Annotated in this window: 15 protein-coding genes; 5 read left to right on the plus strand and 10 right to left on the minus strand. The window is 69.2% G+C overall.

The features are described 5' to 3' along the window. Positions 1 to 72: 72 nt before the first annotated feature. On the minus strand, positions 73 to 1,836 hold the full coding sequence (locus tag AC1MED_RS15675; protein WP_346957858.1) for a glycoside hydrolase family 15 protein: 1,764 nt from the start codon (positions 1,834 to 1,836) through the stop codon (positions 73 to 75). Positions 1,837 to 1,936: 100 nt separating this feature from the next. Here AC1MED_RS15675 and AC1MED_RS15680 point away from each other — a divergent pair, with 100 nt between their 5' ends. Together AC1MED_RS15680 and AC1MED_RS15685 are read left to right on the plus strand one after the other, a co-directional pair. Then, positions 1,937 to 2,719 (plus strand): DUF72 domain-containing protein, encoded by a 783-nt coding sequence (locus AC1MED_RS15680; RefSeq protein ID WP_479784196.1) that lies wholly within the window; start codon positions 1,937 to 1,939, stop codon positions 2,717 to 2,719. Between the two features lie 50 nt (positions 2,720 to 2,769). After that, a complete protein-coding gene (locus AC1MED_RS15685; protein ID WP_479784198.1) occupies positions 2,770 to 3,852 on the plus strand; it encodes an App1 family protein in 1,083 nt (360 codons plus the stop codon). A gap of 20 nt (positions 3,853 to 3,872) precedes the next feature. On the opposite strand, the gene AC1MED_RS15690 is transcribed toward AC1MED_RS15685, so the two are convergent. The 4 genes from AC1MED_RS15690 to AC1MED_RS15705 form a co-directional block, all read right to left on the minus strand. Continuing rightward, positions 3,873 to 5,438, minus strand: a complete 1,566-nt coding sequence (locus AC1MED_RS15690; protein ID WP_479784199.1) for a glycoside hydrolase family 1 protein — start codon at positions 5,436 to 5,438, stop codon at positions 3,873 to 3,875. Positions 5,439 to 5,564: 126 nt separating this feature from the next. Beyond that, positions 5,565 to 5,954 (minus strand): hypothetical protein, encoded by a 390-nt coding sequence (locus AC1MED_RS15695; RefSeq protein WP_346957862.1) that lies wholly within the window; start codon positions 5,952 to 5,954, stop codon positions 5,565 to 5,567. 66 nt (positions 5,955 to 6,020) lie between these two features. Then, a complete protein-coding gene (locus tag AC1MED_RS15700) occupies positions 6,021 to 6,395 on the minus strand; it encodes a J domain-containing protein (protein WP_346957863.1) in 375 nt (124 codons plus the stop codon). 122 nt (positions 6,396 to 6,517) lie between these two features. Then, positions 6,518 to 6,943, minus strand: a complete 426-nt coding sequence (locus AC1MED_RS15705) for an Hsp20/alpha crystallin family protein (protein WP_346958035.1) — start codon at positions 6,941 to 6,943, stop codon at positions 6,518 to 6,520. A gap of 148 nt (positions 6,944 to 7,091) precedes the next feature. Here AC1MED_RS15705 and AC1MED_RS15710 point away from each other — a divergent pair, with 148 nt between their 5' ends. Continuing rightward, complete coding sequence (locus AC1MED_RS15710; RefSeq protein ID WP_479784201.1) at positions 7,092 to 7,379, plus strand: MerR family transcriptional regulator; 288 nt, start codon at positions 7,092 to 7,094, stop codon at positions 7,377 to 7,379. Between the two features lie 29 nt (positions 7,380 to 7,408). Here the strand turns inward: AC1MED_RS15710 and AC1MED_RS15715 are convergent, their stop codons facing one another. Further along, positions 7,409 to 8,188 carry a phosphatase PAP2 family protein gene (locus tag AC1MED_RS15715; RefSeq protein WP_479784203.1) on the minus strand — a complete coding sequence of 260 codons (780 nt, stop codon included), beginning with the start codon at positions 8,186 to 8,188 and terminating at the stop codon, positions 7,409 to 7,411. 123 nt (positions 8,189 to 8,311) lie between these two features. Between AC1MED_RS15715 and AC1MED_RS15720 the strand changes: the two genes are divergently transcribed. Both AC1MED_RS15720 and AC1MED_RS15725 read left to right on the plus strand, forming a co-directional pair. After that, positions 8,312 to 9,409 (plus strand): DNA alkylation repair protein, encoded by a 1,098-nt coding sequence (locus AC1MED_RS15720; protein WP_479784204.1) that lies wholly within the window; start codon positions 8,312 to 8,314, stop codon positions 9,407 to 9,409. Positions 9,410 to 9,526: 117 nt separating this feature from the next. After that, positions 9,527 to 9,736, plus strand: coding sequence for a hypothetical protein (locus AC1MED_RS15725; RefSeq protein WP_346957867.1), 210 nt, complete (start codon positions 9,527 to 9,529; stop codon positions 9,734 to 9,736). A 111-nt stretch (positions 9,737 to 9,847) separates the two neighbouring features. Here AC1MED_RS15725 and manD read toward each other — a convergent pair whose 3' ends face one another. The 4 genes from manD to dgoD form a co-directional block, all read right to left on the minus strand. Continuing rightward, positions 9,848 to 11,077, minus strand: coding sequence for a D-mannonate dehydratase ManD (manD, locus tag AC1MED_RS15730; protein ID WP_346957868.1), 1,230 nt, complete (start codon positions 11,075 to 11,077; stop codon positions 9,848 to 9,850). Between the two features lie 71 nt (positions 11,078 to 11,148). Then, entirely contained in the window at positions 11,149 to 12,141 is a 993-nt protein-coding gene (locus AC1MED_RS15735; protein WP_479784206.1) for a sugar kinase, read from the minus strand. Then, on the minus strand, positions 12,138 to 12,812 hold the full coding sequence (locus AC1MED_RS15740; RefSeq protein ID WP_479784208.1) for a bifunctional 4-hydroxy-2-oxoglutarate aldolase/2-dehydro-3-deoxy-phosphogluconate aldolase: 675 nt from the start codon (positions 12,810 to 12,812) through the stop codon (positions 12,138 to 12,140). The genes AC1MED_RS15735 and AC1MED_RS15740 overlap by 4 nt, the downstream gene beginning before the upstream one ends. Positions 12,813 to 12,817: 5 nt before the next feature. Then, the gene (gene dgoD, locus AC1MED_RS15745) at positions 12,818 to 13,966 is read right to left on the minus strand and encodes a galactonate dehydratase (RefSeq protein WP_479784209.1); all 1,149 of its coding nucleotides are present in this window, start codon (positions 13,964 to 13,966) and stop codon (positions 12,818 to 12,820) included. Position 13,967: the final 1 nt, after the last annotated feature.

The following is a 13,967-nucleotide window of genomic DNA, read 5'->3' on the forward strand; positions in this document are numbered from 1 at the left end:
TCCGGGGACGGGTTCGGGTCGGGCGGATAGCGCCGCCGTCAGCGGTGCCGGAGCCCGTTGAAGAGCCCGCCGTCAGAGGCCGTCCCCCTGGAGGTGCAGGGCGCTGCGCACCAGCGCGAAGTGGCTGAACGCCTGGGGTGTGTTCCCCAGCTGCCGGGCCTCCTCGACGCCCCATTCCTCGCTCAGCAGCCCGACGTCATTGCGCAGCGCGAGCAGACGTTCGAACAGCTCCCGGGCCTCGCGCCGCCGGCCCGCGCCGATCAGCGCGTCCACCAGCCAGAAGGAACACGCGAGAAAGACCCCCTCGCCGCCCGCGAGCCCGTCGTCGCTTTGCTCCTGCCGGTAGCGCAGCACGAAGCCGTCGTGCGTGAGCTCCCGTTGCACGGCCTCGATGGTGCCCACCACCCTCGGATCGTCCGGCGGCAGGAACCCCACCCGCGGGATGAGCAGCAGGGCGGCGTCCAGTTCCGGACGGCCGTAGGACTGCACGAAGGTGTTGCGTTCGACGTCGAAACCGTTGGCCATAACGTCGGCGTGGATGCGGTCCCGGAGTTCTTCCCAGCGGTCCGCCGGTCCGGGCAAGCCGGCATCCCGGACGCCCTTGACCATGCGGTCCGCCGCCACCCAGGCCATCACCTTGGAGTGGGTGAAATGGCGGCGCGGCCCGCGCATTTCCCAGAGGCCGTTGTCCGGCCGGTCCCACGCGGTCTCCAGGTGCTCCATCAGCGCCACCTGGACGTCCCACGAATCGTCGCCGTCCAGCAGCAGGGAGGTCCGGGTCAGGGCCAGGCAGTCCAGCACCTCGCCCCAGACGTCAAGCTGCAGTTGGCCGGCCGCGCCGTTGCCGATCCGCACAGGCACCGACCCCTCGTAGCCGGCCAGCCAGTCCAGCGTCATTTCCGGAAGCCTGCGCTCGCCGTGCAGGCCGTACATGATCTGCAGGTCCGCAGGGTCGCCGGCCACCGCGCGCAGCAGCCAGTTCCGCCAGGCGGCGGCCTCCTCGGAGTAGCCCGAGGCGAGCAGGGCCTGCAGGGTCAGGGTCGCATCGCGCAGCCAGCAGTAGCGGTAGTCCCAGTTGCGTTCCCCGCCGAGTTCCTCCGGCAGGGACGTAGTCACGGCCGCCACGATGCCGCCGGTCGGGGCGAAGGTCAGGGCCTTGAGCGTGATCAGCGAGCGCAGCACGGCGTCGCGGTACGGGCCGGTGGCGCTGCATTTTTCCGTCCACTGGCGCCAGAACGATTCGGTGGCTGCCAGGACGGCTTCCGGATCCACCCTCCGCGGCCGGCCGAGGTGGCTGGGCGCCCAGGTCAGCACGAACGGAACACGTTCCCCGGCCTTGACGGTGAAGTCGCTGGCGGTCTGCATGTGCTCGCCGCGCAGCGGCGCGTCGGTGACCAGGTAGGCGGCGTCGGGGCCGGCGACGGCGTGGATGCCGTGCTCATCGCGGCGGACCCAGGGGACAATGTGGCCGTAGTCGAACCGCAGGGCCAGCTCCCCGCGCATCCGGACGGTCCCGCGGACCCCCACCACGATCCGCACAATGTCCGCCGCGCCGTCCCGGGGCGACATGAAGTCGATGACTTTGACCTTGCCCTCCGGGGTTTCCCATTCGGTTTCCAAGACGAGGGTGTTCTTGCGGTAGCGCCGCCGGGTGCATTCGCCGCCGGCGGCCGGCGCGAGCAGCCAGCGGCCGGCTTTGGGGCTGTCCAGCAGGGCGTTGAAGCAGGCCGGCGAGTCGAAGCGGGGCAGGCACAGCCAGTCGATGGAGCCTTCGGTGCTGATCAATGCGGCGGTGTGCAGATCGCCGACCATTGCGTAATCCTCGATGCGTGCCATGGCTCTTACCCTGCCACAGGACCCACGGCCGGACGAGGAGCCGGGCGTGCTCAGCGTGCGGGGCTGGGCCGGGCGGCGCTGCTCCGGTTACGATCCCAGCATGCCGGAACAGGAATTCTGGGCGCATCACGACGGCGGCCCGCACCTCTCCGCCGGGGTGCCGCAGATCGGGACCAGCGGATGGAGCTACGACCACTGGGAGAACGTGCTCTACCCGCCCGGGCTGCCGGCCCGGGACCGGCTGGCCACCTATGCCTCCCGTTTCACTACGGTGGAGCTGAACGCGAGTTTCTACCGCTGGCCGCGGGAGGTGTCCTTTGCAAGTTGGCGGCGCCGGCTGCCCGAGGGCTTCACCATGTCCGTCAAGGCCCCGCGGGGACTGACGCACGGCAAGAAACTCTACGGCCCGGAGGCCTGGGTGGAGCGGATCACCCGGTGCTGGCACGAATTGGGGGACAAGCGTGCCGTGTTGCTGGTGCAGCTGCCGCCGGATTTCGCCCGCGACGACGCCCGGCTGGACTACTTCCTGGCCGCGCTGCCGGGCTGGATCCGGGTCAGCGTGGAGTTCCGCCACGCCAGCTGGGACCACCCGGCGGTGTATGAGCTGCTGGAACGGCACGGCGCCGCCTACTGCGTCATGAGCGGGGCGCAGCTGCCCTGCATCCTGCGGGCCACCGCCCCGTTCGTGTACGTTCGGCTGCACGGTCCGGACCGGGACCACCTCTACGCTGGCTCCTACTCGGACCAGGAGCTGGGCTGGTGGGCGGACCGGATCCGCGAATGGCAGGCGGCGGGCAAGGAGGTCTACGCGTATTTCAACAACGACGGCGGCGGCAACGCGGTGCGCAACGCCACCCGGCTGCGCGAATTGCTGGGCGCCTGAGCCGCTGACGCAATCGCCGGAGCAGGCCGCCTCTGTGGGAGAGTGGAGGCATGGAATTGGCGTCTCAGCAGTCAGCGCAGGAACCACCGCGTAAGAACAAGGTCTCGGGCAGCCAGGCCTTCCGGCTGGCCCACCTGGTCTCGGACACGGTCAACCATCTCCGCCTGAAGGCGGCCAGGCGCTGGAAGTTCACCCCGCAAACCATCGCGTACCAGGGCTACGGTTCCACCGAGTGGGTCCGAGTCCTCGGCCGCGTGCTGCTCACCAGCAAGCCCGCCCCGGGCAGCCGGGCGGCGCAGGCGGCGGAAAACGGCAACCAGAATGTCCGCGGCTGGCGGGCCTTTACGTCCGTGCCGATCCAGTTTATTGAGGTGGACATCGAGATCGGCGGGATCACCACCACCGTGCACGCTGACCGTGGCGGCCTCGTGGACACCGTGGTCCAGGTTTCGCTCACGCCCGGCTGGCATCGCGCCGTACTGCGGGCCGAGGGCACCGAGCCGGCGGAGGCGATGATTTATGTCATCTCCCCGGACACCACCCTGGGCATCGTCTCCGACATTGACGACACCATCATGGTCACAGCACTCCCCCGGCCGTTCCTGGCTCTGTGGAACACCTTTGTGCTCAACGAGCGGGCCCGGATGGCCACTCCGGGCATGGCCGTGCTGATGGACCGGCTCCTGGTCGAACATCCCGAGGCGCCGGTGATCTACCTCTCCACCGGGCCGTGGAACGCCGCGCCGACGCTGGCACGCTTCATCACCCGCAACATGTACCCCTCCGGCACGCTGCTGCTGACCGACTGGGGCCTCACCCACGACCGCTGGTTCCGCAGCGGCCAGGACCACAAGCGCCGGAACCTGGAACTGCTGGCCAAGGAGTTCCCCAACATGCGCTGGCTCCTGTTCGGCGACAACGGCCAGCACGACGAGGCCATCTATTCACAGTTCGCCCGGGACCACGGCGACAAGGTGGCCGCGATCGGCATCCGCCAACTCTCCACCGGCGAGGCCGTACTGGCCGGCGGACATTCCGAGAACGGCGACCACACGGGTTCCAGTGTCCCGTGGGTCTACTCGCCCGACGGCGCCGGCATGGCCAAGCGCCTGCAGGAGCTGGAGATCCTCTAGCCGGCCGCCGCGCTCCCCGCTCAGGCTCCTGCGCCGGCTGCGGGAGTTTCGACGTCGACGCCGGCAGCTTCCGCCGCGCCCGCAGCACCGGCACCTTCCGTTGCGGCCGCGGCCCCGGCACCCTCCGCCGCGTCCCCGCCGGCGGACCGGTTCCGGGCTGCCATCAGCTCCCGGATCCAGTAGTAGGAGGCCTTCGGCGTGCGCACCATGGTGTCCCGGTCCACGTGCAGCAGGCCGAACTGCTGCTTGTAGCCGGCGGACCATTCAAAGTTGTCCAGCAGCGACCACACATAGTAGCCGCGCAGCTCGATCGACTCGGCGGGGCCGCCGGGCGAGGTCGCCTCGATGGCCGCCCCGATGTGCTCGGCGAGGTACCGCACCCGCCGCTCATCCGGGACGATCAGTCGGCCCTCGGCGTCGTGGATTTCCAGGTCCTCGAAGCTGGCGCCGCCCTCGGTGATGTAGACCGGCGGCAGGTCCGGGTAGCGTTCCGCCATTTCCACCAGCGCGACCGCCATGTAATCCGGCTTGATCGGCCAGCCGTAGGCGGTGATCTCGGTGTCCGGGAAACTCTGGATGTGGAACGGCGTGCCGGAGCCGCCGCCGTTCAGGTCGTTGCCCATGGCCTCGGCCATGCCTTTGGGCACGGTCCCCTCGCCGGGCCCGGCGGCCACGCGGGTGGGCATGTAGTAGTTCAATCCGTAGAAGTCCAGCGGCTGCGAGATCAGCTCCATGTCCTCGCTGGAGGGGCTGAAGGATGAGAAGAAGGTGGCGGCCCTGATGGCGTCCGGGTACTTGCCCAGCAGCACCGGATCTGCGTAGAGGCGGTTCTGGGCCATGTCCATCAGCCCTGCGCTGACCTTGTCCAGCGGGTTGCCGGAGGCCGGGACCATTGGCGAATAGACGTTGGTGAGGCCGATCTCGCCGGGTACTTTCGCGGCCCGCAGCGCCTGCATCGCCAGCCCGTGGCCGAGCAGCTGGTGGTGGACACTCGGCAGCGCCTTGAGCATGTGGGCTTCCCCCGGGGAGTGGACGCCCAGCATGTAGCCGTTGGCACTCACCGTGGCCGGTTCGTTGATGGTCACCCAGCGGGCCACCCGGTCCCCGTACGCCGCGGCGGCAATGGCGGCGAATTCCCCCAGCCGGTAGGCGGTGTCCCGGTTCATCCAGCCGCCGGCCTCGTCCAGTTCCAGCGGGGTGTCCCAGTGGTACAGCGTGGCCATCGGCGTGATGCCGTTGGCCAGCAGCAGGTCGATCAGCCGGTCATAGAAGTCCAATCCCTTGGGATTGACCGGGCCGCTGCCGCCGGGCTGGATCCGGGGCCAGGACAGCGAGAACCGGTACGAATCGATCCCCAATTCCTTCATCAGCGCCACGTCTTCGGGCATCCGGTGGTAGTGGTCGCAGGCGATTGCGGGGCTGTGGTCGTTGACAATCGAGCCCGGGGTGGCCGCAAAGACGTCCCAGCCGGAGGGTCCCCGCCCGTCCTCGTCCAGCGCCCCTTCGATCTGGAAGGCGGCGGTTGCCACGCCCATGGTGAATCCGGGCGGCAGCAGGGCGGCCAGATCGTGGGCGGAAGCATTCATTGGCGGATCCCCTATGCAGTTGCGCTGGTGGTTGATTGATTTTAGGCCCCGGTGGGGGCCCGCGCCACAACCGGCGCGGCCATCCACCCGCCGGGGCGCCCCCGCCCGGCCCAAGTCAGTAGCTGCTCAGTAACTGCCGGCCTCCGGCCCGAAGAGGAACTCCTTCGCGTGTGCGACGGCTTTCTTGAACGCGTCGTTCCGCAGGCTTAGCAGCTGTTCCGCGTCGTCTGCCGCGGGTTCCAAGTAGCCGGTGAACCCTGGCCGGAGTACCCAGATGTCCCCGGCGGGCGGCAAATAGAACACCCCGAACGAGCGGTGCTGGCGGTCCTCGGCGGCCCAGATGGGCACCACCGCCAGGGCCGCACCGGTGTCCACGTTGATCCATTGCGCACGTGGCATGGGCAGTTCATGGGCCTCCGGGTCCAGGAACGGTGCCGTGCCCTCGCCCCAGCGCTCCTCAAACCGTTCGTGGAAGGCCGGAATGAGGTGCGAGTCGTAACGCCGCCATGCGCTCATAGCTGTACTCCTTTTTCTTGTGTTCCTGCCTGTTGTGCGGCGCCGGCACAGCGTCCGGTTCCCGCGTTACTCCGGACCCCGCTCCCACCGCACCGGGGTCACGCGCAGCACCGGCTGCCGGCCTCGGTGGTGCCGCACCGGTATGTCCCGGCCGACGGCGGAAGTGCCGGCGGCGGTGCCCCCGGCGTCTGCCGGCCCGGCCTGCCGAGCCGCGGAACCGGCGGCGTCGTAGGCGGCCCGTGCGTCCGGATTCCGCAGCACCGCAAATGACTCGAGGATGCGGCGCACCTCCTCCCCGCCGTCGGCCCCCGCACCGGCGGACGCTTCGACGTCGGGATGGCGGCGGCGCATCAGTGCGCGGAAGGAGCGCTGGATCTCGGCCGGGGTCGCATCCGGCGCGACGTGCAACGCGGCATAGAAGCCGCGCGGGTCGCGGTTCATCGGCTCACCTCCTGGCTGGCCGGGCGGGGTTCGGGCTGATCCGCCGGGGATCAGCCGGCCGCAGGTTGCGGCCGGGCTGTTCCCCGCACCGTCAGCGGCTGGAGACCTCCGCCGCGGCGCTGTTACTTCCCGATCTCCTGCATCTTGTCCTGCGTGTGCGTGATTTCAATCTTCCGCGGCTTGGCCTGCTCCAACACCGGAATCCGGAGCGTCAGGACGCCGTCGGCGTAGCTCGCCTTGACCTTGTCGGTGTCCAGCGTGTCGCCCAGGATCAGTTGGCGGCTGAAGACCCCGCGCGGCCGTTCCGAGGCGATCAACTCAACGTTCGGCTGCGCCGGTTCGCGCCGTTCGGCCCTGACGGTCAGGACGTTGCGTTCGATGTCGAGATCAACCGAGTCGACATTGACGCCGGGAAGGTCGAACGCGACGACGAATTCGCCCTCCTCCTGCCACGCATCCATCGGCATGGCGGCGGGCCGCGCCGCCGTTCCGAAGACTTGCTGGGTCAGCCGGTCCAATTCACGGAACGGGTCCGTACGCATCAACATCATTTCCCACTCCTTCATACAAGAGGCTTGAAATTTCCTGCCTATCCAGCCACCCATTATCTGTGGTGATGGATATAGATTTTTTATAGCACCAGTGCCAAACTGATGCAACAGGAAATTCTTGGACCAAACGATAAGGACGTGAGCCATGGCGGAACGTGAAGCCGACGTCGGGGTTTACGCCATCTCCGTGGTGGCTCAGCTGGTTGGGACCGGACCGCAAAACATCCGGCTGTACGAGCGCAGGGGCCTCCTGACGCCGGACCGCACGGCGGGCGGAACGCGGCAGTACAGCGAGACGGATTTGGTGGTGCTGCGCCGGATCAGTGAGCTGCTGGACGAAGGCCTGAACCTCGCCGGCGTCGCCAAGGTGCTGGAACTGGAAGCGGCTAATGCCAAGCTCCGTGCGGAGCTTAAACGACGCGGGGCGCGCTGACCGGCAGCGCGCCCCGTATCCGCCGGCGCTTACTCCGCGCCGGTCTCCTGCTTGGAAAGCTCACCGGTGATCCGCTCCCCCGGGATCCTGGCGGTCCGCCAGGTGTCCAGCAGGATCACGGCGCCCAGGATCACGAACGAGATGGACAGCGAGGCGAGGGCGTCGGTGGTCCAGTGGTAGCCCAGGTAAAGCCGGCTGAGCGCGGCGAAGATGATCCCGATGCCGGCCACGGTGAAACCCGCGACGGCGGCTTTCGGATTCTTGCGGCGGGAGAAGACCAGGAACGTGGTGATCAGCAGGAAGTCACAGGCGCCCAGGACGTGGCCTGACGGGAACGAGAAGGTGGAGTCCGCCCCGAAGAGCATGAGGTCCACCGGCGGGCGCTGCCGGCCGACGGACCGGCCGATGATCTGGGCCAGGATGACTCCGGTCAGCATGCCACCGGCCAGCACCATCGGCCGCCAAGCGTGCTTGGCCAGCAGCCCCCAGGCCACCGTGAACACCAGGATGATGATCGGCAGGCCGATGGGGCCGAAGACAATGGCCAGGATGATCATGATGGTCGTGGCCGGCTCCCCGCGCAGCGCCACGAGCCCGGAGCGCACCGGCTCGTCAACGGCGGTGATACCGCCGTGCTGCAGCACGCTGACCAGGATAGTGGTGAACGCCACGACGCCGACGACCATAAGAACGACGGCGATCCGGTACAGATTCCGCCGCGCATCCACGCTCATGTAGCGCTCCTCCACCACGAACTTGTCGTGGAAGACCTGCCACCAGCCGGGTTTCCCGGTTTTCTGCTCTGCCATTCCCGTAGCCGCCTCTGCGCCGTGTGTGGACATTCCCAACGTGAAGAATATCCCGGTTCCGGCGCCGCGGGCGCGTCGGGCCGGCAGCCGGTCCCGCGCCGTTCCCGCCGGTAGCCTGAAGCCATGGGTGTCATGAATGAACTGATCAACCCCGGGGTGGTCGGCTCGCTGGAACGGATCCTTGCCGCCGCTTCCCCCGGCCGCCGCTTCCCGCACCTGGCCGGCACGGCCGGACAGCTGGACGGACTGGGCCTGCGCGGGCGCACCGACCTGCTCAGCGCCGCCATGCTTACGGACCTTCCCGGCGACTACCGCGCTGCGGCGGCGGTCTTCCGCCGGGCGCTGAAGGACCCGGACTTCACCGGCTGGATGATCTGGCCGGTCAGCGAGTCGGCCGCCGCCCTCGCCCTTGCCCGGAGGGTTCCCGGCGACTTCGAGGACTGCCTGTCGCTGCTCGCCGAGCTGACTCCTCGGCTCACGGGAGAGTTCGCCATCCGGCGGCTCCTGGACGCGGACCTGGACCGGGCCCTGGCGGTCATCCAGCGCTGGACCACCCACCCGGACTGGCAGGTCCGCCGGCTCGCCAGCGAGGGCACCCGGGCGTACCTGCCGTGGGCAATCCGTGTTCCCGGGCTCACGGCCCGGCCGGCGGCAACCCTGCCGATCCTCGACGCCCTGTACCGCGACCCGGTCGACGACGTCCGGCGTTCGGTGGCCAACCACTTGAACGACCTGGCCCGGCATGCCCCCGCCGACGTAATCGCCACCGCAGCGCGCTGGCTGGCGGAGCCGGACGCGAACACCGCCAGGGTGGTCCGGCACGGCCTGCGGACCCTGGTCAAGAAGGCCCATCCCGGGGCGCTGGAGCTGCTCGGGTTCGTGCCGGCGTCGCTCGCCGTGACAACTCCCCGGCTCGACCGCACCGTCGTCGAACTGCCGGGGGACCTGGGCTTCGATTTCGACGTCGCCAATACCGGCCCGGCGGAGGCCCGCATCGCCGTCGACTACGTCGTGCACTACGCCAAAGCCAACGGCGTCCTCGCGGACAAAGTGTTCAAGCTCGGCATAGCCGTCCTCGGGCCGGGTGAATCCAGGACATTTTCAAAGCGCCATGCCTTCCGCCAGATGACCACCCGGGTCCACCACCCCGGCGATCACGCGCTGCAGCCGCAGGTCAACGGGGTGCGTTATCCGGCGGCCGGTTTCACGGTGCTGACTTAAGGTACGGAAGCTGCAGGCGGCGCACCCGCGTGGTGATTTGACTCACATTTAAATCAGACGTTATCCTCGCTTCAGCCGTCGGACGCCGCGGCAACCACTTCCAGGAAAGACAGTGCGATGACGACAGCAAGCGAATGCATCGAGATCCAGGTCGACAACCGCCAACTCTTGGACGACCGGCTCAACGACGCCGTCCAGGGGCTGCAGCGGCTCGCCATGCTCACCGGCACCCACGGCATCCTGCTGACCCGGCACAAGCCGGGGCACTACACGGCGGCACTTTCGGACCAGGTCCCCTTCGGAATGACCCGGGAAGTCGTCCGCTAGGCCGAGGGCGCGGCAGGCCGGGGACGACGCGCCCCGGCCGCTTACCAGACCAGGTCCCGGGCGGCTGAGCTGCGAATCGCCGCCCGGGACCTTTTTGGCATCAGCGGCGGCTCACCAGTCGTGGACGGTGCCGTCGACGAGGCGGTTGTAGGGCAGGTAAGCCTGCTGGTACGGGTAGGCCGCGGCAGCCTCCTCGTTGAATTCAACGCCGATGCCGGGCGTCTCCCCCGGGTGCAGGTAGCCGTCCACGAACGTCATGGACTGCTCGAAGACCTCGTTGGTTGCATCCGAGTGCTGCATGTACTCCTGGATCCCGTAGTTGTGGATGGCCAGGCCCACGTGCAGCTGCGCGGCAAACCCGACCGGGGAGATGTCCGTGGGGCCGTGGAAGCCGGACTTGATCTGGTACTGCGCGGCGAAGTCCATCACCTTTTTCAGCGGCGAGATCCCGCCAAAGTGCGTGGACGCGGCCCGGACATAGTCGATCAGCTGTTCCTTGATAATCGTCTGGTAGTCGTACACGGTGTTGAAGATTTCACCGATGGCCAGCGGTGTGGTGGTGTGCTGCCGGACCAGGCGCAGCGCCTCCTGGTTCTCCGCCGGGGTGCAGTCCTCCAGCCAGAACAGGTCGTAGGGTTCCAGCGCCTTGCCCAGCTTCGCGGCCTGGATCGGCGTCATCCGGTGGTGTCCGTCGTGCAGCAGCGGGATTTCCGGGCCGAACTCGTTCCGGACCGCTTCGAACACCGTCGGCAGGTGCCGCAGGTAGGCGCGGGTGTCCCAGTCCTCTTCCTGCGGGAACGCGCCGCGGCCGGCCGGTTCGTAGTCGTACCGCTCCCCCGAGGCCTGCGCCTGAGCCGCGACCCCGTACACGGCCTTGATGCCGGGCACGGCGGTCTGGATCCGGATCGACTTGTAGCCGAGCTCCAGGTGCTCCCGGACCGAGTCGAACAGCGATTCCAGGTCAGAGCCGGAGGCATGGCCGTACGCACGCAGCCCGTTCCGCGACGCCCCGCCCAACAACTGATACACCGGCATCCCGGCCAGCTTGCCCTTGATGTCCCACAACGCCATGTCCACCGCGGCGATCGCGGCCATCGTCACCGGACCCCGCCGCCAGTACGAAGACCGGTACAGGAACTGCCACGTGTCCTCGATCCGGTGCGGGTCCTTGCCGATCAGCAACTGCGCGACGTGTTCCTTCAAGTACGCCGCGACGGCCAGTTCGCGGCCGTTGAGGGTCGCATCGCCGATCCCGGTCACCCCGTCCTCGGTGGTGATCCGCAGCGTCACGAAATTGCGGGAGGGGCTGGTGACAAAAACTTCGGCGGCAATGATTTTCACGGTCTGATCCAGGCTTTCGGTGTCGGTCGGGAGGATGTCCGGGGATAGGGTCCGGGAGGTGCAGGGGTGTCTTAGCGCTGGGTGCTTCCGTCCGGGGCGGCGCCCAGCAGCGCCAGTTCCGCGGCGCTGGGCAGGCCGTCGCAGTCGCCGGCGGTGCTGACCGCGAAGGCCCCGGCGAGGGTCCCGCGCTTGAGCCGGGCGGCGACGTCGCCGCCGTCGAGCAGGGCTGAGAGATAGCCGGCGGTGAAGGCGTCTCCGGCGCCCACGGTGTCGATGCTGGTCACCGGGACGGCGGGGGCTTCCCAGCGGCCGCCTGCGGTGTAGACCCCGGCGCCGGCGGCACCGCGCTTGACCACAACTTCCCGGATGCCGCGGTCCAGCAGCTCGGCGGCCATGGCCAGTTCGGCGGCCTCACGGTCGCCGGGGCTGCCGCCCAACGCGCCGCTGCCAAAGGCTCCGCCGTCCGCGACGAGTCCGAGTTCGTCGTCGGAGGCCACCAGGACACTGGCGTGCCGGGCGAGCGGGGTGAGGACGGCGCGGGCCTCGTCGCGGGACCACAGTTTGCTGCGGTAGTTGACGTCGAGCGAAACCACCAGGCCTTCGGCGGCACCGCGGGCGGCCGCGTACTCAACCGCACGCCGGGACTCCGGGCCGAGGGCAGCGGTAATGCCGGTCAGGTGCAGGACACGGGGACCGGCCGCGAAGGCCCGGTCCACGTCCTCGCGGCTGATCGTGGAGCCGGCGGAACCGGCACGGTAATAGTAGGCCCGGCTGATGTCCGCGGTGCGCCGCTCGAGGAACATCACCCCGGTGGACCGGGCGGCATCCACCCGGTGCTGCACCGCAATGCCCTCGCTGCGCAGCTGGCGGAGGATGAATTCACCGTGCGGGTCCGCGCCGATGACACCGGCCCAGGCGACGCTGTGGCCCAGCCGGGCGACGCCGACGGCGACGTTGGACTCCGCCCCGGCCACGTGCATGCCCAGGCTGCCGCCGGCGGACAGCGGCCCCGCCGACCGCAGCGAGACCATCGATTCACCCAGGGTGAGCAGGTCGACGGTCACCGCGCGGGCTCCGCCGCCGGCCGCCGGCCGTATCCGGACGCGAGGCCGACGAAGGCGCGGGCCCGCTCGCGCACCGGGGCAAGGTTCCCGCCCGAGCCGGCGTCGCCGAACAGCGGTCCGCCGAGTCCGACGGCGATCGCCCCGGCGTCCCAATACCCGGCGGCCTCGTCCAGCCCGACGCCGCCCACGGCGATGAACGGGATGCCGGGGAAGGGGTCGCGGAGCGCCTTCAGGTAGCGCGGGCCGCCGATGGAGGCGGGGAACAGCTTCACCGCGGTGGCGCCGCGGTTCATCGCCTCATAGGCCTCGCTGGGGGTCAGCGCCCCGGCGAGGACGGGGATCCCCAGGCGGGCGGACTCCTCGATGGAGGTGGCCAGTGAGGGTGTCACCATGAACTGGCCGCCGGCGTCGGCGACCTCGTCGACATCCGCGGCGGTGAGGACGGTGCCGGCCCCGACAAAGCAGCCGGCGGGTGCCGCGGCGCGAACCGAGCGGATGGCCGCCAGTGCGTCCGGCGTGGTGAGGGCGATTTCGACGTAGCGGAAACCTTCCTCCATGGCCGCGAGGGCGGCCCGGGCGGCGGCCCCGCCGTCGGTGCCGCGCACGATCGCCACCAGGCGGGTCTCGCGGATGCCGGCCAGCAGGTCTCCGGGGGTCAGGGAGGAGGTCATATCGTTCACCATTCTGCGAAGGCGCCGTCGGGGTGGCGCCAGACCGGTCCGCGCCAGGCGTGGCCGCGCTTGTCCGCGGCACGGACTACGGCCTCGTCGATCTCGATGCCCAGGCCCGGGCCGGTCAGCCGTTCGATGTGGCCGTCCACGAACTTCAGCGGGGACTTGTCCACCACATAGTCCAGGACTTCGGCGCCCTGGTTGTAGTGGATGCCGATGCTTTGTTCCTGGATCAGGAAGTTGGGCGTGGCGAAGCCCACCTGCAGGCAGGCTGCGAGCGCCAGCGGACCCAGCGGGCAGTGCGGGGCCAGCTGGACCTCGTAGATTTCGGCGAGCGAGGCGATCTTGCGGACCTCGGTGATGCCGCCGGCGTGTGAGAGGTCGGGCTGGGCCACGGCGATGCCGGCCTGCAGCGCGGGCAGGAATTCCTGCCGGCTGTAGAGCCGTTCACCGGTGGAGACCGGCGTCGTGGTGGAGGAGGTGAACTCCCGGAGCAGGTGGGTGTTTTCCGGAACCACGGGTTCTTCGAGGAAGAACGGCCGGTACGGTTCCAGCAGCGGCGCCACCCGCCGGGCGTTGGCCAGGCTGAAGCGGCCGTGGAAGTCGACGGCGACGTCGCGGTGGTCGCCCAGGACTTCGCGGGCGGCGGCGACCCGGCGGACGACGCCGTCGAGTTCCGCCACCGAGGCGACGGGGCTCATCCGGCCGCTGGCGTTCATCTTCACCGCGGTGAGTCCGACCTCCAGCTGCGCGCTGATCTGGTCCGCCACCTCGTTGGGTTCGTCCCCGCCCACCCAGCCGTACATCCGGATCCGGTCCCGGACGTGGCCGCCCAGGAGCTGGTGCACGGGGGTGTTGAAGTGCTTGCCCGCGATGTCCCATAGGGCCTGGTCCAGGCCGGAGACGGCGCTGGCGAGGATGGGCCCGCCGCGGTAGAAGGAGCCCTTGGTCATGACCTGCCAGTGGTCCTCGATCCGGAGTGCGTCGTTGCCGATCAGCAGCTCGGAGAGCTGGTCGACGGCGGTGCGCACCGTCTCGCTGCGGCCCTCGCAGCTGGCCTCGCCCCAGCCGACAATCCCGCTGTCGGTTTCGATCCGGACGAAGAGCCAGCGCGGCGCGACGAGGAAGGTTTCAATCCTGCTGATGCTTGTCATC

Source organism: Arthrobacter sp. BI5 (genome assembly GCF_056680065.1).